Source organism: Streptomyces sp. AcH 505 (assembly GCF_000818175.1).
In the GTDB taxonomy this organism is placed as follows: domain Bacteria; phylum Actinomycetota; class Actinomycetes; order Streptomycetales; family Streptomycetaceae; genus Streptomyces.
The window spans coordinates 3,033,147-3,050,354 of the sequence record NZ_JTIY01000001.1; the positions used below are offsets into that span (position 1 = coordinate 3,033,147).

The 17,208-nt window shown below is 69.9% G+C and carries 16 protein-coding genes and 1 pseudogene; 10 read left to right on the top strand and 7 right to left on the bottom strand.

The genetic code is table 11. From position 1 onward, the window contains the following. A pseudogene (locus HY68_RS13885) lies at positions 1–727 on the top strand (Tellurium resistance protein); the annotation flags it as partial. Between the two features lie 94 nt (positions 728–821). Further along, on the top strand, positions 822–1,265 hold the full coding sequence (gene cynS / locus HY68_RS13890; protein WP_041988644.1) for a cyanase: 444 nt from the start codon (positions 822–824) through the stop codon (positions 1,263–1,265). Here cynS and HY68_RS13895 read toward each other — a convergent pair. Both HY68_RS13895 and HY68_RS13900 read right to left on the bottom strand, forming a co-directional pair. Continuing rightward, a complete protein-coding gene (locus HY68_RS13895) occupies positions 1,228–4,083 on the bottom strand; it encodes a molybdopterin cofactor-binding domain-containing protein (protein WP_041988646.1) in 2,856 nt (951 codons plus the stop codon). The genes cynS and HY68_RS13895 overlap by 38 nt on opposite strands. Beyond that, positions 4,083–4,955, bottom strand: a complete 873-nt coding sequence (locus HY68_RS13900; protein WP_041996018.1) for an FAD binding domain-containing protein — start codon at positions 4,953–4,955, stop codon at positions 4,083–4,085. Before HY68_RS13900 ends, HY68_RS13895 begins: the two co-directional genes overlap by 1 nt. A gap of 207 nt (positions 4,956–5,162) precedes the next feature. Between HY68_RS13900 and HY68_RS13905 the strand changes: the two genes are divergently transcribed. Beyond that, on the top strand, positions 5,163–6,722 hold the full coding sequence (locus HY68_RS13905) for a PucR family transcriptional regulator ligand-binding domain-containing protein (protein ID WP_041988648.1): 1,560 nt from the start codon (positions 5,163–5,165) through the stop codon (positions 6,720–6,722). Positions 6,723–6,773: 51 nt separating this feature from the next. Here HY68_RS13905 and HY68_RS13910 read toward each other — a convergent pair whose 3' ends face one another. Beyond that, a complete protein-coding gene (locus tag HY68_RS13910) occupies positions 6,774–7,169 on the bottom strand; it encodes a TOBE domain-containing protein (RefSeq protein WP_041996021.1) in 396 nt (131 codons plus the stop codon). 270 nt (positions 7,170–7,439) lie between these two features. On the opposite strand from HY68_RS13910, the gene HY68_RS13915 reads away from it, so the two are divergent. Both HY68_RS13915 and HY68_RS13920 read left to right on the top strand, forming a co-directional pair. After that, a complete protein-coding gene (locus HY68_RS13915) occupies positions 7,440–8,402 on the top strand; it encodes an LPXTG cell wall anchor domain-containing protein (RefSeq protein ID WP_041988651.1) in 963 nt (320 codons plus the stop codon). 190 nt (positions 8,403–8,592) lie between these two features. After that, positions 8,593–9,465 carry a polysaccharide deacetylase family protein gene (locus tag HY68_RS13920; RefSeq protein ID WP_041988654.1) on the top strand — a complete coding sequence of 291 codons (873 nt, stop codon included), beginning with the start codon at positions 8,593–8,595 and terminating at the stop codon, positions 9,463–9,465. Here HY68_RS13920 and HY68_RS13925 read toward each other — a convergent pair. Both HY68_RS13925 and HY68_RS13930 read right to left on the bottom strand, forming a co-directional pair. Then, positions 9,432–10,709, bottom strand: coding sequence for an MFS transporter (locus tag HY68_RS13925; RefSeq protein WP_041988657.1), 1,278 nt, complete (start codon positions 10,707–10,709; stop codon positions 9,432–9,434). The genes HY68_RS13920 and HY68_RS13925 overlap by 34 nt on opposite strands. A 103-nt stretch (positions 10,710–10,812) precedes the next feature. After that, on the bottom strand, positions 10,813–11,175 hold the full coding sequence (locus HY68_RS13930) for a TraR/DksA C4-type zinc finger protein (protein ID WP_041988660.1): 363 nt from the start codon (positions 11,173–11,175) through the stop codon (positions 10,813–10,815). Positions 11,176–11,347: 172 nt separating this feature from the next. On the opposite strand from HY68_RS13930, the gene HY68_RS13935 reads away from it, so the two are divergent. Then, a complete protein-coding gene (locus HY68_RS13935) occupies positions 11,348–11,851 on the top strand; it encodes a DUF4234 domain-containing protein (protein ID WP_041988662.1) in 504 nt (167 codons plus the stop codon). 70 nt (positions 11,852–11,921) lie between these two features. Here the strand turns inward: HY68_RS13935 and HY68_RS13940 are convergent, their stop codons facing one another. Continuing rightward, the gene (locus HY68_RS13940) at positions 11,922–12,740 is read right to left on the bottom strand and encodes an SAM-dependent methyltransferase (protein WP_198533410.1); all 819 of its coding nucleotides are present in this window, start codon (positions 12,738–12,740) and stop codon (positions 11,922–11,924) included. Between the two features lie 139 nt (positions 12,741–12,879). Here HY68_RS13940 and HY68_RS13945 point away from each other — a divergent pair, with 139 nt between their 5' ends. Further along, on the top strand, positions 12,880–13,791 hold the full coding sequence (locus HY68_RS13945; protein WP_157874343.1) for a hypothetical protein: 912 nt from the start codon (positions 12,880–12,882) through the stop codon (positions 13,789–13,791). Continuing rightward, complete coding sequence (locus tag HY68_RS13950) at positions 13,788–14,570, top strand: hypothetical protein (protein WP_041988671.1); 783 nt, start codon at positions 13,788–13,790, stop codon at positions 14,568–14,570. The genes HY68_RS13945 and HY68_RS13950 overlap by 4 nt, the downstream gene beginning before the upstream one ends. 42 nt (positions 14,571–14,612) lie before the next feature. On the opposite strand, the gene HY68_RS13955 is transcribed toward HY68_RS13950, so the two are convergent. Continuing rightward, positions 14,613–15,413 (bottom strand): GntR family transcriptional regulator, encoded by an 801-nt coding sequence (locus HY68_RS13955; RefSeq protein ID WP_347560435.1) that lies wholly within the window; start codon positions 15,411–15,413, stop codon positions 14,613–14,615. Positions 15,414–15,513: 100 nt separating this feature from the next. Between HY68_RS13955 and HY68_RS13960 the strand changes: the two genes are divergently transcribed. Both HY68_RS13960 and HY68_RS13965 read left to right on the top strand, forming a co-directional pair. After that, complete coding sequence (locus HY68_RS13960; protein ID WP_041988673.1) at positions 15,514–15,870, top strand: hypothetical protein; 357 nt, start codon at positions 15,514–15,516, stop codon at positions 15,868–15,870. Between the two features lie 172 nt (positions 15,871–16,042). Then, positions 16,043–16,495, top strand: a complete 453-nt coding sequence (locus HY68_RS13965; protein ID WP_078863598.1) for an ATP-binding protein — start codon at positions 16,043–16,045, stop codon at positions 16,493–16,495. Positions 16,496–17,208 lie beyond the last annotated feature (713 nt).

Consider the following 17,208-nt stretch of genomic DNA (forward strand, 5'->3'; position numbering starts at 1 on the left):
CCCAACCCCCGCCGTGCCCCTCCCCGCCGCCGTGCCCTTCCCCCTCCCCACCTCCACGTCCCCGCCCTCCAAGCCCACCACGCAGGCAGACAGCGGCCGGCCCCTCGGCAAGGTCCTGCTCACCAAGGGCGGCCAGGCCAGCATCAGCATGCGCAAGGGCGACTCCACTGTCGTCGTCACCGCCACCCTCGAATGGGACGGCGGCAACGCGCGGCGCCGGCAGGCGGGGGCCGACCTCGATCTGTACGCGCTGTTCGTCCCCCGGCAGTCCGTCACACCCCGGGGCACCAAGCCCAACAAGTCGAAAGAGGCCGTGTACTACCGGGACTTGGGGTCCGCCACGGCCCCGCCGTACATCGCCCTGGACGGCGACGCGCAGGCGCCGGGCAGAGAGACGATCACCATCCGCCGTCCCGACACCCAGGGGTACGTTCTCATCTGCGCCTACAGCGCGGTCGAGAACGGCACGGGATCGTTCGCGTCGTACGGCGCGCGGGCGGTGGTGACCGACGGGCGCGGGTCCACGGTCACGGCGCCCCTGTTCAACAACCGCAATCTCTCCTACTGGGTCGCCATCGCGCTGATCGACTTCACCACACCCGACCGCATCGACATCCGGCACGTCGAGCGGTACAGCGGGAATCACGTGGAGGCGCGCCCGCTCCTCTACACCAACGGGAACTTCCGAATGAGCGCGGGCAAGGTCGAGTTCAAGACCGTCGGCTGACCGATCACGACGGTATGCTGTATGCACAATCCATAACTCTCAAAGTGCATACAGGAACGTGCGGAGCTACCCAGAGCCACGGAAAGAGGGCGCCATGCTCACCAAGCAAGAAGCAGCCGAAGCCGTTCGCGCCGCCAAGGTGCAGACCGGGATCACCTGGGCGCAGCTCGCCGAGGCCGTGGGGCGACCGCTCGCGTGGACCACCGCCGCGTTGCTCGGGCAGCATCCGATGCCCAAGGAGGAGGCCGAGACGGCGGCGGCGCTGCTCGAACTGGACAAGGACGTCGCGGTCGCCTTCCAACTCCAGCCCACCCGCGGCGCCCTCGACGCGGCCGTCCCCGTCGACCCCACCATCTACCGGCTCTACGAGGTCGTCCAGGTCTACGGGCCGACCATCAAGGAGCTGATCCACGAGCAGTGCGGCGACGGCATCATGAGCGCCATCAACTTCCGGCTCGACGTCAAGCGGGTCCCCGACCCGGCAGGTGACCGCGTCGTCATCACCCTCGACGGGAAGTACCTTCCCTACCAGTGGTAGGGACACCGGCCTCCGCCAGCGCCAGCCACACCCGGTCGCTCGTGAGCGGGAGTTCCGTGAAGCGCACCCCCGTCGCGTCCCGCAGCGCGTTCGCCAGCGCGGGGGCGACGGGGTTGAACGGGCTCTCGCTCATCGACTTCGCGCCCAACGGACCGATCTCGTCCGCCGTTTCCATGAAGTGGACCTCCGTGCGCGGTACGTCGGCGAAGGCCGGCAGCCGGTAGCGGCGGAAGGCCGCCGTGCTGACCTGGCCGCGTGCGTCGAGCCGTACGTTCTCGAAGAGCGTGGCGCCCAGCGCCTGCGCCACGCCGCCCTCGACCTGGCCCCTGCACTGCATCGGGTTCATGACCTTGCCCGCGTCGGCCGCGTGCACACTGCGCAGGATGCGGATCTGGCCCGTGCCCGGGTCGACGGCGACCCGGAACCACTGGGCGTTGAAGGCCACCGAGCGCGGTGTCCCGCCGAAGTGCCCGTCCGCCGCCAGCTCGCGGCCCGCCGACTGCGCGGCCGTGTACAGCTCCTTGAGCAGGACGCGCCGCCCCGGCGCCTCCACCGCCTCCTCCACCAGCCGGCACTCGGCGCGCTCCGCGCCCAGCACCTCGGCGGCGAAGTCCAGGATCCGCACGGCGAGTTCCTGTGACGCGCGCAGCGTCGCCTTGCCCGCCACGACCGTGCCCGTCGAGGCGAACGCGCCCGTGTCGTGCCGTACGACATCGGTGTCCGACTGGCGGATGGTGATCCGCTCCGCCGTGGTGGACAGTTCGCCCGCCGCGATCTGCCGGTGCACGGTGGTGGTGCCGTTGCCGAACTCCGCCGTACCCACCGCGAGATCGAAGGTGCCGTCGGCGCTCAAGGCCACCCGTGCGTCCGCGATATGGCCGCCGGGCGGCCCTGTCGCGATCATCGAGAGCGCCGCACCCTCACCCACCAGCCAGGCCGCCAACCCCTGTTCACCGTCCGAAGAAGATCCCTCCGAGGAAGATCCCTCCGAGGAAGCACTCTCCGAAGACGCTCCCTCCGAAGCGGCATCGCCCGGAACAGTCTCCGCCCGCGCCCGCCGCACGATCCCCAGGCACTGGTCGAGGCCGTAACTCGCGATGTGCAGGTCCTCCTCCGCACCGCCCGGGGTGACCATGGGCTCGCCGGCGCCGATGATGTTCTTCTCGCGCAGCGTGAGCGGGTCCAGGTCCAACCGCCGCGCCAGCTCGTCCAGTACGGACTCCATCGCGAAGACGACCTGGCCGAGACCGTAACCCCGGAACGCGCCCGCGGGGACCGCGTGCGTGTAGACGGAGTAGCCGTCGGCCTTCTTGTTCGGGCAGCGGTAGACGGACAGTGACTCGCCGCAGGCGTGGAACATCACGGCGGGCCCGTGGTTCCCGTACGCCCCGGTGTTGGAGACCACCCGGATCTGAAGGGCCGTCAGCACACCGTCCGCCCGCGCCCCCGCCTTCACCCGGACCGTGAACGGGTGCCGGGTGGTGGCGCCGTAGAACTGCTCCGCGCGGGTGTACTCCAGCTTCACCGGCCGCTTCGTACGCAGCGCCGCAAGTGCCACGATGTCCTCGACCAGCATCTCCTGCTTCCCGCCGAAGCCGCCGCCGACCCGTCCCGCGACCACCCGCACCTGCTCCTCGGGCAGGTCGAACAGCGCGCACAGCGCGCGCCGGGTCAGGAACGGCGTCTGGGTGCTGGAGCGTACGGTCAGCCGCTCGCCGCCGCCCTCCGCCAGCTCCTCGAACCAGGCCACGGCGCCGTGCGTCTCCAGGCTGGCGTGCTGGACGCGCTGGGTGCGGAACGTCTCCTCGTACACGAGGTCCGCATCGGCGAACCCGGCCGCCACATCGCCGACCTCGCCGTGCACCTCACCCACCACGTTGTTCTGCGGGCGCGCGATCCGGGCCGTGGCCGCGTCCTTGTCGTGGACGACGGGCGCACCCGGGCGCATCGCCTCCTCCGGGTCGAGCACGGCGGGCAGCACCTCGTACGTGACCTCGATCCGCCGGCAGCCCTCCTCCGCCGCAGCCTCGCTGTCCGCGACGACGGCGGCGACGCGCTGGCCCACGTACCGCACCGTGTCGTCGAGGAGCCGGGTGTCGTCCGGGTCCTCCTCCGGATGCTCGTGGCGGGCGGACGAGTACAGCCGCTCCGGAGCGTCGTAGTGGGTGAAGACCGCCTCAACTCCCTTGACCCGCAAGGCGGCGGAGGTGTCGATCGCGGCGATACGGGCGTGCGCGTGCGGTGAGCGCAGCAGCTTCATGTGCAGCAGACCGGGGATGTCGACGTCGAAGGTGTAGCGGGCGGTGCCCGTGACGACCTGCGGCCCGGCGGGGGCGGGCAGATTGCGCCCCACGGCCTGCCCGGCCTCAGGGGCTTCGGCGTGCCGGACCCCGCGTACGGCGTCCTCGATCGCCCGATAGCCCGTGCAGCGGCACAAGTTGCCCTTGAACGCGCGCGGCAGGTCGGTCAGCTGGTCCGGGTCGAGCGCGGCGGTGGTCATCAGGAACCCCGCCGTGCAGAACCCGCACTGGAAACCCTGCGCGTCGAGGAACCGCTGCTGTACGGGGTGGAGTTCGCCGCTCTTCGACGCAAGACCCTCGACGGTCGTCACCGCGCGCCCTTCGGCCCGTACGGCCGGGTAGAGGCAGCTGTGCACCGGCTCACCGTCCACATGCACGGTGCAGGCGCCGCAGTCGCCCGCGTCACAGCCCTTCTTCACCCCGAACCAGCCGCGCTCACGCAGGTAGGTGCGCAGACACTGGCCGGGGCGCGGCTCGGCGTCGAAGGGCTGCTCGTTGACGTCGATGTGAAAGGCCATCAGGAACCACTCCCGCCGCTAGGTGTGCTCAGCTCGGCCCGTACTTCCTCCGCCAGCCGCAGCGCCATGTGCCGTCGCCAGGCGGGCAGTCCATGGATGTCGTCGAACCAGTTGCTGTCTCCGGCCTCACCCCTGTCACCGCCGCCCGTGCCGACGTCCCCGACGGCCTCCTCGATCGCCGCGCGCAGCTCCCCGGCCCGTGGCGGCAGCGGGAACCAGAACCGGTACGGCCGTACGGTCGCCGCCGTGACCGTCACCGTCAGCGAGCCGTCCCTGGCGTCCAGCGTGCCGATGACGAGCGCCCCGGAGCGGCCGAGCCCGTACAGGGACGCCTGGCGGAACGCCGTACGCGAGGCCAGCGCGACGGCAGGCAGCGTGACCGAGCGCAGCAGCTCGCCCTCGGCCAGGTCCTTGCGTCCCGCGCCGGTGACGAAGTCGGCGACCGGTGTGGTGCGCAGTGAGCCGTCCTGCGCCTGGAGGAGACAGACGCCGTCGAGCGCTGCGGTCAGCGAGATCATGGGGCCCGCAGGCAGCGCGTTGCAGAGGTTCCCGCCGACGGTGGCCATGTTCCAGATCTTGAACGAGGCGAGGAAGGCCCGGCAGCACTGCTCGAAGAGCGGGGCCGCCGCCGGGTGCCAGTTCCTCGCGAACCGCGACAGCCGCGCGATCGTGCAGGTCGCCGCGATCTCCAGGGACCCGTCCGGCAGCTCCCGCAGCGGCTCCCAGTCCAGCCGGGTCAGATCGATCAGGCGCCGCAGGTGCGGCTGAGGTTCGGAGAACAGGTAGGTGCCGCCGGCCAGCCAGGCATCGCCCGGCTGCCACGGCACGCGGTGACGCGCGTCCCGTACCTCAAGCACGGTGTTCAGATCCATGCCGGTCAGTGAAGCAACGCCGTGGCGGGCGGCGACACCGGCGCGGGGCACGGAAAAACATGAGTGTCATCGCTCATGGTTGGAGGATCAACCAAGAGGGTCACCATCCTGAGTCGCTGGCATTTACGATGCATTAACTCGCATTCTCCTCGTGAATGTGAGGTGCCGGGCGGCTCAGCGACCGGCAGTCGCCCTAGGAGCACCCGCATGCACGTCACCGATCTCCTCCAGCTCGAAGCCCTCGACCTCGCCGTCCTCTGGGCGGAGGACGACCTGCTCGCCCGGGAGATCAGCGGTGTGACGGCGACCGACCTCGCCGACCCCTCCCGGTTCCTGCAGCAGGGGGAGATCGTGCTGAGCGGTCTCGTGTGGTGGCAGGACGGCGACAGCCGGGCGAAGGCAGACCGCTTCGTCACGGCACTGCGGACCGCAGGCGCGCCCGCGCTGCTCGCCGGGGAGGAGACGCACGGCGCCGTCCCCGACGCGCTTGTCGAGTCCTGCCGCGCACATGGGCTCGCGCTGCTGGCCGTCCCGGCGCACACCAGTTTCCGCGCCATCACGGACGCGGTGTATCTGCGGCAGTGGGGGGACCTCAGCCGCCGGCAGGACGACCATTACGCGCTGCCGGGGAACGTACGCACCGAGCTGAGCCGTCTGCTCGCGGCGTCCGCGCCTCTCGACGCCCTGCTCGACCAGGCCCTCGCGCATCTGGGCGGACCGGCCTGCTCCGTCGTGTCGGCGACGGGCCGTACGGTCGCCGTCGCCGCGAGCGCGGCAGCCGACGCGCGTGCTGCGGGCCCGGCGGGGACGGGGGCAAGGACGGGGCTGCGCGTCGACGCGGAGTCGTCGGCGTACGACGCCTGGTACCTGCGTCTGCCGGGCGGCGCGGACCAGGTGCCGCCGCGTGTGCTGTACGAGATAGCCGACGTCGTCGCCCGGCACCGGCAGGGACGCGCGGGGCGGGATGCGGTGGTACGGCGGCGGGCGACGGAGCTGCTCGCGGCGATCGACGCAACTCCCGCTGCTGGTAGCGATTGTGACGGCGAGTCACTAGTGACGCCACTGCGCGCGTGCGGGCTGCCGGAGCAGGGGCCGTACCGGGTGATCAGCGCCGTGGTGGGGCAGCGCCCGGACGACGCGACGGCCGCACTCACCGAGGCGCTGCGGCATCTGCCCGGCGTACGGTTCGCCGTCGGCCAACTGCCGGACGGCGGGGCGGCGGCGGTGCTGCACGAGCCGGGCGCGGGGGAACCCGACGCGGTGCGTCGGCTGGCCGACCTGTGGCCCGCACTCCACGCCTGCGCTCCGAGTCGCGCGCTGTACGCGGGGGCCGGTGATCCGGCGGCCACGGCGGCGGACCTGCACGGCAGCCTGGTGCAGGCGCGCTACGCGCTGTCGGCGGCGCGACTGGTGCGGCCGTCGGTGGAACCCGACGCCGCCGCCCGGCTGGTGACGATGGCTGACCTCACCAGCCTGGACGCCCTGCTCGCCGGCATCCCCGCCGACGTACGCGCCGTCTTCAGTGCGCGGACCCTGGGCCCGCTGGCGGACGAGAGCCGCGCGGCACACCGGGTGCTGCTGGAGACACTGGAGGCGTTCCTCGCACACAACGCGTCGTGGGCGCGTACGGCGGAGGCCATGCATCTGCACGTCAACACCGTCCACTACCGCGTCCAGCGCATCGAGTTCCTGACCGGGCGCGATCTCTCCCGCCTCGACCACAAACTGGACCTGCGGGCGGCTCTCATCTGCCGCCCGGGGCGGTGAAGGGCACGGCGGACAAGAGACAGCTCAGCTCAGCGCGGACCGATACGCACGTCAGCGCAGATCGATATGCACATTGGTCGACTTCACCCGCGCGGTGACCATCACACCCACCGCGATCTCCAGCTCGTCGACAGCTTCGCGCGTCACCAGCGACACCACCCGGTGCGGCCCTGACTGGATCTCCACCTGCGCCACCACGTCGTCGACGACGAGCCCGGTCACGATCCCGGAGAACGAGTTACGGACCGACGTAGCCACGTCGTCCGGCACCGGAAGCACACCCACCGCGCGGTCCTTGGCGAACGACGCGAGGCTCACGCCGTCGATGGTCCGGTTCCCCGCACCGTCCCGCTCCATGAGCAGCTGACCTCCGTCGGCCCACCGGCGGACGGTCTCCGAACTGACACCGAGCAGTCCCGCTGCCCGGCCGATGCTGTACGAGGCCACCACCGCACCCTAGTACGCCGCAGCCCCCGATCATCGCGGCGCCGAACGCGGCGCCGAACGCGGCGAGGGCGCCGAACCGGCCAACGCCACTTTGCGCTGGCCAGGTTGACAGCCCACTGCGCCAGGCACAACGATGCTGATACCACCGAGGCCGTTGTGTCCCGAGTGGTAATCGACCATCAGCCCGATACCGCCTCGGCACGCCCTTCTCTAGAAGGTTCCTGTGCGGCGGACTCTCGTCGGGCGTTGTGAAGTCACGATTGGATTCGCATGCCCATAGCGCGTCATGTCACCCTGTGGCGTTTTGTCGGGGTGGGTGCTGCCGCCCTCGCCCTGTCCACCGCAGCGGCCACCTCCGCCTACGCGGGCGACTGCCCCGGCGGCCACGGCTGGAACAAGGGCCACCAGACCGGATACAAGCCCGGTAAGGGCGCCGGTGTGAAGACCCCGACCGACCTGTGCGAGTTCTCCCTGGACGGCCAGACCTGGAAGGGTTCCGTCCAGGTCGACGACCTGAACCTGAAGCCGTCCGACGACGGCAAGGTGCACGTGAAGGTGCGGGCCGCGAAGGACGCCACGTCCTGCACGGCGTCGCTCGCCTCGTACCGTACCCACGGTGCCACCTGGGAGAGCTCGGGCAACCAGGTCTTCCACGACTTCGACACGGTGAAGGTGAAGCCGGGCGGCGGTGACACCCTCGACATCGCGGTGCCCGACGTCGGCTGCTTCGCGCAGGTCGACCTGTACCGCGGTGCGGTCAAGTACGACGGTCTCAAGAACGCCAACGACGGCTTCGAGCACGGCGATCTGCCGGTCGGCCCGCAGCACGCCGTCATCCTGGACAAGCTGATCGCGTCGTGGAACGGCGGGACGAAGAACTGCACCGAGCAGACCATCCCGAGCACACCGCCGTCGAGCCCGTCGTCACCCGCGACCTCGACGCCGTCGGACACCCCGACGGACGAGAACTCCACCGCACCGGCCCCGCCGGCGTCGTCGACCCCCGCGCCGTCCGAGACGGTCTCCGGTGCGGAGTCGAGCCCGGCCGCCGCCAACTCGGCGAGCCCCGCGGGTGACGTGGACGCGGTCGCGTCCGAGAGCCCCGCCGGTGGTCTGGCCGAGACCGGCAGCAGCAACGTCGGTATCACCGTGGGCGGCGCCGCCGTCCTGCTCGCAGCGGGTGGTGCCGCACTCCTGATCACGCGCCGTCGTCAGGCTGCCCGCCGCCACTGACGGCAGGCCGACCGCTGACCGACCGGGCTATCGAGCTACCCAGTCACCGGGCGGCCGGAGCCAGGGCCCAACAGCCCTGGCTCCGGCCGCCTTTTGGTGCCGCCTGCCGCTGCTGCTTGACCTTCACACCAGTGTGACGGTTCGAGCATGGAGCCACCAAGACCTCCGCTGCGGACATGAGGTGGCACCCATGGACAACCAGCTCTTCGACTACAGCCCGATCACCGAACGGGACGCGATCCACTGGCCGGGCGGCGCCCGGATCGCCTTCTACGTCGGGCTCAACATCGAGCACTACCAAGTCGATCTGCCTTCCACGAGCATCTTCCCCGGCACCGCCCAGCTGGCGCCCGACCCGCTGAACTACGGCTGGCGCGACTACGGCCCCCGGGCCGGCATCTGGCGGCTGATCGAGAGCCTCGACCGGCATCAGGTACGCGCGAGTGTGATGCTCAACTCCGATGTCGGCGAGCGCTATCCACAGATCATCCAGGCGGGCAGGGACCGCGACTGGGCCTGGGTCGCGCACGGGAAGAACAACTCCATCTTCCAGGCCGACATGACGCCCGACGAAGAACGCGCCTATCTCGGCGAGGTGATCGCCGCCATCGAGAAGGCCACCCGCCAACGGCCGCGCGGCTGGCTCGGACCCGCGCTCACGGAGACCTTCCGGACCCCGGAGCTGCTGGCCGAACTGGGCCTGGAGTACGTTCTGGACTGGGCCAACGACGACCAGCCGTACCGGCTGAACGTGCCGGGCATGCTGAGTGTGCCGTACTCGATCGAGGTCAACGACATCAGCCTGTTCGTCGGAAAGGCGCTCAGCGGGCCTGACTTCGTGCGCATCGTCAAGGACCAGTTCGACCAGCTCTACGCAGAGTCGGCGGAGAGCGGCCGGGTGATGTCGCTGGTCCTGCACCCGTTCGTGATCGGCCAGCCGTTCCGCCACAAGTACCTCGACCAGGCGCTGGAGTACGTCGTCAACCACACCGGAGTGTGGCTGACGACGACGGACGAGATCGCGGAGCACTACGCGCGGACGGCGGCGGCTCCCGCGTCCTGACCGGTGTGGGAGTAGGCGGAACGCTCAGTGCCGGCCCGGCTCGCACGCGAGCGCTCCGCCCACCGTACGGCCGGGCCGGTCGCGGCCCCCGCGCCCAGGAAGACCGAACCGAGGAGCAGCCACCCAGGCACGCCCCAGGTCACCAGCAGCGCGGTCAGCAACAGCGGCCCGAGGGTCCGCGCCACCGGCACACCCGTACCGAAGAAGCCCTGGTACTGGCCCACTTGGTGGGCCGGTGCGAGCGCGAAGCTGATCTGCCACGACCCCGCCGACTGCCGCATCTCGGCGACGACTTGCAGCGTCGCACCGACGACGAGGATCGCTGCCGCCGTCCAGCCGGGCAGTCCGGCCGCCGACAGGGCGAACACCAGGCACGAGGCGAACATGATGACGGACGAGTGCCACACGGCACGCGACGCGGTACGCAGCCCGGTCACCGCACGCGCGGTGCGGACCTGGAAGGCCATCACCGCAAGGGTGTTGAGGACGAACAGCGCCGATACGAGCCAGCTCGGCGCGTTCGTACGCTCCACGATCCACAGCGGAATCGCCAGGCTGAGTAGCGGCATGCGCAGCAACAGCACGGCGTTGATCAGCGTCACGACGGCGTACGGCCGGTCGCGCAGCACCGCGAGCCGCGGCTCGCCGCTGCCACGGCCCGGCACGGGGGCGACAGTTGGCAGCCTGAGCAGCACGACGGCACAGACCAGGAAGCTCACCGCGTCCATCGCGAACACCGCGAGATACGCCCCGGCGGTGTCCCGGCTCAGTGCGAGCCCACCGAGCGCGGCCCCCAGCGCCAGGCCCGCGTTGAGGGTCGACTGGAGGTGGGCCAGTACGCCGGTACGGTCGGCCGGCGCGACCAGCCCCGCGAGCAACGCCTGCCGCGTCGCGGCGAGTCCGCACTGGGCGACGGCGTACACGCAGGCGGCGACGAGGAACAGCGAGAACGACCGAATCGTCAGGAACGAGGCAACCGCCGCGCTGGTGGCCAGGGCGAGCAGCACAGCGGTCCCACGCGGCCCCCGCCGATCGGCCAGCGCCCCGAGCGGCACCCCGGCCACCGACCCGACGGCCCAGGCGACGGTCAGCCCGAGCCCGATCTGGGTGGGGGAGAGGCCGACGACCCGCACGAAGTAGAGGGCGGAGCAGACGTAGTACGCGCCGTCACCGACGGAGTTGCTGAGCTGCGCGGCGGCGAGAACGCGCGGCGCACCGGGCGGCGGCAGGATCCGGATCGGCATGGCGCGTTCCCCCTGGCGTGTGGTGGTTGCCTGTGGAACGAAACTAGCGGCCGGACCTGCCCAGCCGGCAGTTCCAATCGGCGCCGGGAAATGTGGGCCACTTCTAGTGGATCCGCACGGCACACGCCACACACGTCCGCACGGCGGGCAGGATCTCCAGCCGCTCCAGCGGAATGGCACCCCCGCACACCTCACACCGCGCGTACACACCCGCCTCAAGCCGTTCGAGCGCCAGCTCCAGATCAACAAGCTGCTGCCGTGCTCGCCCCAGCATGGCGCCGAGATGCGCCCGCTCGAAGGCGGTGTTGGACCCCTCGGGATCGTGCTCGTCATCGACGGCGATGAGGGCGTTGGCTTCCACGATGCCGTCGTACTCACGCTGGAGCGCCACGATCTGGGCAGCGGTACTCGCGCGCTCGGCGGCGAGCCGCGCGCGTACGCCCTCAAAATCGACGGAATCACTCATCAGCGGGCAAACGCCATCGCCTGGATCCGCATTCCCCGACGGCCGCTATTCGACCTGATCACGGTAGCGCGACGAAAGATCACGAACCGGCAACTACCCCCATCGGTCAACTACTTCCCTGTCACGCTGCTCCAGCTGAATCCAGCGCAGGCAAATATGGAGTACACACCACATGACTGACATCCAGCCCACCGCCGAGTCCACCCGCAGCGACTCGGCTCCGGCCGGGGGCGCTCTCGCGCCCAGCGCCACCGACAACCCGATCGCGAGCCGCTTGACCGGCCTGGCCATGAAGCGTCGCGGGTCTGTCGCGGTGTGGATCGGGCTGCCGCTGGTCACCCTCGGGATCTACCAGTTCGTCTGGTACTTCAAAATCCACAAGGAGCTGCAGCAGTTCGACCGCCGTCAGAAGCTCAACCCCGCAGGCAGCCTGCTGGTCCTGATCTTCCTGGGCTGGACCCTGATCGCTCCGCTGATCTCCTTCCACAACACCGGAAAGGCGATAGCGAACGCGCAGCGCGCCGCCGGCCTCCCGGTGACGTGCAGCCCCGCCGCGAGCACGTTCCTGGCGTTCGTCTTCGGTCTGAACATCTGGTACATGCAGCGCCAGCTCAACCTGGTCGTCGACGCGTACCAGGAAGCCGCCCCGGGCACCGAGGTGCCGCTGGCGGCCTGACCGTCCTCGTAACAGCCGCTGCCGGAACGCTCGTTGAGCGTTCCGGCAGCGACGTAACAGGGGGAGATCCCTAGGGCTTACGGGCGACGGCGCCGTACATGGCGATGTCCTCGTCCCTGATCTCCTCCGTGACCGTCCCGTCCGGCCGCCACTTGTGGACCTGCGCGATGCCGGGTTCGACCAGGTCGAGCCCCTGGAAGAACTCCTCGGCCTCGGCCATGGTCCGCAGCCGCATCGGCATGCCGCGCTTCGCGTACTCGCGGGCGACCCGGCCGACCTCGTCAGGCGCGAACTCGGCGGTGCCGATGGACATCGCGAGGTAGCTGCCGGAGGGCAGGGGCTCCAGCAGCCGGCGGACGATGCCGACGGCGTCGTCCTCGTCCATGACGAAGTGCACGATCGCGATGACCATCAGCGCGACCGGCCGGCTGAGGTCGAGGGTGTCCCGCAGCTCCGGGGCGGCCAGGATCGCCGCCGGGTCGCGCATGTCCGCCTCGACGTAGGCGGTCTTGCCCGCCGGGTCACTGGCCAGCAGGTCCCGCGAGAGCGTCAGGACGATCGGGTCGCTGTCCACGTAGACGACCCGCGAGTCGGGGGCCGCCGCCTGGGCCGTCTCGTGCACGTTCGGCGAGGTCGGGATCCCCGTACCGATGTCGAGGAACTGCCGGACCCCGGCCTCTTCGGCGAGGTACCGCACGGCCCGGTGCATGAAGTCCCTGTTGGCCCGCATATGGATCGGCATGGCGGGCCACTCCCGGGACATGGCGTCCCCCGCCTCCTTGTCCGCGGGGTAGTAGTCCGTGCCGCCGATGATGTAGTCGTAGATGCGCGCGGAATGCGCGGTGCTGGTGTCGATCTGGCCGCCGGGCGACCCCTCGTCGGACAAGATGCCCCTCCTCTACCCGCGAGCTGGACCACCATCCTCCCCCTGAAAGCCCTCACAGGACCCATGCCTGATCCACCCGGGCCAGGGCGCTGAGCTGGGCCGAGCTGGTGCGGGCCACGGTCCGCCGTGCTGTACTGACGACGTGGAGCGAAAGCACGCACTGGCAGCGGTGACCCACCTCAGGCGGCCCGGCGGCGCAGCTTCGGACCCTGCGACCGACCGGCGGGCCGAGCGGGTGCGTACCCGGGTCCGGCTCATGATCGAGATCACGGCGCGGTCCGGGGCGTACCGGAAGGGGCTCGTCGCGGCGACCCGCCGGCTCAGCCCGGAGGAAGCGGCGATCCTCTCCGATCTGGAGGGTCACGGGCTCCAGGTGCCCCAGTTGCACGACGTGCTGTGCGGCGGGCATGTGCTGGTGGACGCACCGGAGCTGTACGACAAGTGGCGGTTCGTCGGTGTGAGTCACGAGCGCCTGTCGAGCCACCACCGCGACATCGACAAGACGCGCTATCCCGACATCGGGATGCGCGGGGACGTGGTGCGGGAGAAGCTGCACGGGCGCACCGCGCAGGGGACCTGGGTGCAGCTGGAGAAGACCCCGGCCGCTTTCGGCGGCAAGAAGATGCCCAGTGTGGACGACCTCCGCCACCTCATGGATTACGTGGTCTACCGGATCACGCGCAGCAATGTCGGGCCCTGGGGACTGTCCCGGATGACCGAACGCCGCCCGCTGTACCTGTCGCCGTTCCTCGCCGTGCCGACGTCCCTGACGCCTCCGGTCGCGCGGGTGCTGACCCAGGCGCTGCGCCGGGTGGAGGAGGCCGACGACGTCACCGCCGTCTCCGCGGACCTGGCGGCCAGGTTCCCGCCGCCTGACCGGCAGGACCTGGCCGGTGAGCTGGGACAGTCGCTGTCCGGCCGGGCGGGCCGCGGGCTGTTCGGCAACTCCGAGGTGTGGGTGACCGAGACCCCTTCGCGCAGCGCCGCCGAGGTGCTGCGGGAGAGCCATGTACCGCCCGTGGTGGAACTGCTGCAGCCGGGAGGACCGTCATGAGCGACGACGATCAGCGCGACGTCCCGCCTGCCGTACTGCCGGACGCCGGTGCGGCACCGTCGGACCCCGGCGCTGCGACCGCCCCTCAGGGGCTGGTGACGGCCGTGGTGGACCTGGTCGACACGGGCCCGGTGCTGCTCGGCGCGTACACCATCGCCGAGCTGACCGCCGTGGACGCGATCGTGGACTTCCTGGAGGCCAGGCCCTCGGACGACGTGATCGCCGAGGCCGTACGCTCGCTGGCGGCCCGGCAGCTGCTGCTGGCGGGAGACACAGGCGAGCAGGTCCAGGTGCAGGGCGACCTGGGCATCGCGGTGGCGTTCCAGCAGAGAGCCCGCAGGGTGCTCGACGCCCGTACGACCGGGTCGGGACCGGGCGAGCCGTGGCGGATCCTGTTGCTCCCCCAACCCGAGCACATCTGCCTCATGGTCCGCATCGACGCACTCGGCGTCCACCAGATGGGCCTGTACAAGCTCGACGAAGCCCTCGACACGCTCACCGAATGGCTGCCGCGCGGCTCGTCGGCGGACCGCGACGAGTCGGCGGACACCGACGCCGTACTCGCCGCCGCGGAGCGCTCCGCGCTGATCACCGTCACCGAATACACGGCGGAGGGATCGGCCGAGACCGCGGGCAGCAGCCGGGATCTGATCCTGGCCCGCAGCGGCGGACGACTGCACGTCCTGGCCCGCGACCCCGAACACCGCGAGCAACTGGTCCCGGACCCGGAGACACACAAGGACAACGTCCGCGAACGCCTCGAAGGCATGCTGACCTGACATCCCCCACGACCCGGCCGGCCGTGCCGCCCAGACTGAGCGTCAGTCGTCCAGGTCGATGGCGAAGTCGACGATCGTTGTGTCGCCACGGCGCACGATCGGATGCGCCACTTCGACGATGCGGCCCGTATCGGCGATGTGGCGTCGTGTGTAGCGGAGGACGGGCACGCCCGCACCAATCTTCAGGGTCGCCGCTTCCACATCTGTAGGCATCGCCGCGGTGAACGATTCCGTAATGCGCGTCACGTTGATGCCGAGGGTGAGCAGTTGCGCGCGAGTGCCCCCAGGCCAGGGCTCGTGGATCGGGTCGGCGACGGCTGTACCGGCGACGTCGGACCAGCGGACGTAGCTGGTGGACATCTGGGTGGGCTGGTCGTTGTCGTGGAACACGAAGTGCCGCGCCAAGAGCCGCTCGCCTGCCTCGCACTCGAACAGGGCAGCCAGTTCGGGGCCTGCCTGAACCTTCTCGAACCGCTTGTCGAGCCGGTACTCGGACCAGCCGATGCCCTGGTCCCGGGTGTACGGAGTGACCGGCGCACCGGATTTGGCGCGATACCGGTCGGCGGCCATACGGTGCACGGGCGGCCTGGCCCTCACTCGGGTCCCGGCGCGGGCCCGTGATTCGACGGCGCCCTCGTTGCGGAGGAGGCCGATCGCGTTACGGATCGTCGTCCCGGAAACCCGGTACTCCTCGCACAGTTCCGGAAGCGTGGGCAACTGGTCGCCCGGCCGCCACTCACCGGAGGAGATGCGGCGCCGCAGGTCAGCGGCGATCCGCAGGTATTCGGGCTGTGCCACCGCCACACCACCGTCCCTCATGATCGCGTCAATCTGTACACACATACTCTCCCGACCCGCTTGACCTGTGCCAACTCGCACGACAATCTGAGTACAGATAAGAACTATCCGTACTCAGATAGCTACAGGATCCAAGGGGACGGTTATGTCCGAAACGGGGCACACCTGGCGCATGGTCTTCAGAGGCCATCCCGCCGAGGCGGTCCGCGTCCGACAGTGGACCCGCGGTCGCCTTACGAACGGCGATGCCCCCGCCGTCGCGAACGAGCTGTTCGTCGCGGTCCTCGGCAGCCTCCCCTCTCGGCGCCCTGACGTCATCGAGATGACCATCTCCACCTCCGGCAGTCGCGCCCGCGTAAGCGCGACCGGATTCCTGCCGCTGCCAGTCCTGCAAATCCATGGCCCCGGCGCCCTCATCGTCGGCCAGCTGGCCCATTCTTCCGGCGTCTCCACCGACGGCTGCGGACTCTGGGCTCAGTTTCGGGTCGAGGCGGGCGCATGAGTCAGAAAGGCACACCCGTGACTCCCGACACCTCCACCCGATCCGACAAGGTTCAGAGAACACGCGGCGAGCACCTGTCCCGCGTGGGCGGCGCCCGACGCTACGGTCACAGCACCGGCAGCATGCCCGATGCCGGCTGCATCCTGGGGTGCGCAGCTAAGGCGGCCCGCTCATGACCGAAGCCGCCAACATCCAGGCGCCTCTCTTCGGAGACAACACCCCGCTAGTGTTGAAACGATGGCCGAGTACCGACCGCTCGGTGAGCAAAGCGCGGCATCTGCTGCTCCGGTACTTGGAAGCCTGGAACCTTGTCGGCGTCGCCGACTCGGCCCAGCTCGTTCTCTCGGAGTTGGTGACCAACGCAGTGCGGCACGCACATGTCCCGGGCCGACTCATCGAGACGCGGTATGAGCGTCTGGCCAACGGGGTGCGGATCGAAGTGCATGACGCCGACGACGCCAAGCCGCAGCTCCAAACACCGACCCTCGACGCCGAGTCCGGGCGCGGCTTAACACTCGTCGATGCCCTCACCGCCGGCCACTGGGGAGTGAGCGCCCGTGTAGGAGTCGGCAAGCTCGTCTGGGCCGTATGCACCGATGACGACAATCGGGCCCGTACCTCCTGACCTCCTGAGCTGAGACCCCCGCCCGCTGCCCGTCGACGGCAGCGGGCGGGTCCATGTCTCGCGCCGCCAGCACACCTGCTCACCGGCGGGAACCCCAAGATCAACTGGGAGTGAAACGGGAGCGGATCTTGGTGCTCGGGCCCTCTTGAAGCTGCTCGAACGTCCCCAACGTGCCTGACGGATTCGATGAACCGCCTGGTCACGTGGGGGACATGCGTGCTCGGCGGCGACTGTGCGCACCCCTCCCGCGCCTGGAAGCAGCTCCACCGCGTACGACATCTTGGCCGTTATGTTCGTGTCGGCCGTCAGGCTCATCGAGCGCGCCGACCACAACAGCGAGTAGTACCCGGACGCTAAAGCCGCGTACGCCGAGGAGCGGATCGCCTGGGGGAGCTCCTGTGGCGATCGCTGCTCTGTGCACGTGAGCACCAGGACGACGGCCCGAGTGGCCGCGAGACGGACTGACACCGAGGTGCCTGATGGTGGGGCTCAGGCATGACCGAACGAGCATGATCCAGGGCGTCTTCCGCATCGAGTGTTGGACGGGCAGAGACGTTTGTAACCGATTAGCGACACAGAGTACTGACGTACACGTTAAGCGCTAGGTTCCTCCCTATCGGGCACGGCAACCCTGGGGGGATCATGAGCGATACGGAGGCAAGCACGCCGGGAGTCGCTGGGTTCTGGCTGCATCAGAGACGGGCGTGGCTTAG

What these genes read in the sequence shown, in the direction of transcription:
- cynS (WP_041988644.1), top strand. Translation starts at nt 822, where the DNA reads ATGCTCACCAAGCAAGAAGCAGCCGAAGCCGTTCGCGCCGCCAAGGTG.
- HY68_RS13895 (WP_041988646.1), bottom strand. Translation starts at nt 4,083, where the DNA reads ATGGCCTTTCACATCGACGTCAACGAGCAGCCCTTCGACGCCGAGCCG.
- HY68_RS13900 (WP_041996018.1), bottom strand. Translation starts at nt 4,955, where the DNA reads ATGGATCTGAACACCGTGCTTGAGGTACGGGACGCGCGTCACCGCGTG.
- HY68_RS13905 (WP_041988648.1), top strand. Translation starts at nt 5,163, where the DNA reads ATGCACGTCACCGATCTCCTCCAGCTCGAAGCCCTCGACCTCGCCGTC.
- HY68_RS13915 (WP_041988651.1), top strand. Translation starts at nt 7,440, where the DNA reads ATGCCCATAGCGCGTCATGTCACCCTGTGGCGTTTTGTCGGGGTGGGT.
- HY68_RS13920 (WP_041988654.1), top strand. Translation starts at nt 8,593, where the DNA reads ATGGACAACCAGCTCTTCGACTACAGCCCGATCACCGAACGGGACGCG.
- HY68_RS13925 (WP_041988657.1), bottom strand. Translation starts at nt 10,709, where the DNA reads ATGCCGATCCGGATCCTGCCGCCGCCCGGTGCGCCGCGCGTTCTCGCC.
- HY68_RS13930 (WP_041988660.1), bottom strand. Translation starts at nt 11,175, where the DNA reads ATGAGTGATTCCGTCGATTTTGAGGGCGTACGCGCGCGGCTCGCCGCC.
- HY68_RS13935 (WP_041988662.1), top strand. Translation starts at nt 11,348, where the DNA reads ATGACTGACATCCAGCCCACCGCCGAGTCCACCCGCAGCGACTCGGCT.
- HY68_RS13950 (WP_041988671.1), top strand. Translation starts at nt 13,788, where the DNA reads ATGAGCGACGACGATCAGCGCGACGTCCCGCCTGCCGTACTGCCGGAC.
- HY68_RS13955 (WP_347560435.1), bottom strand. Translation starts at nt 15,413, where the DNA reads ATGTGTGTACAGATTGACGCGATCATGAGGGACGGTGGTGTGGCGGTG.
- HY68_RS13960 (WP_041988673.1), top strand. Translation starts at nt 15,514, where the DNA reads ATGTCCGAAACGGGGCACACCTGGCGCATGGTCTTCAGAGGCCATCCC.
- HY68_RS13965 (WP_078863598.1), top strand. Translation starts at nt 16,043, where the DNA reads ATGACCGAAGCCGCCAACATCCAGGCGCCTCTCTTCGGAGACAACACC.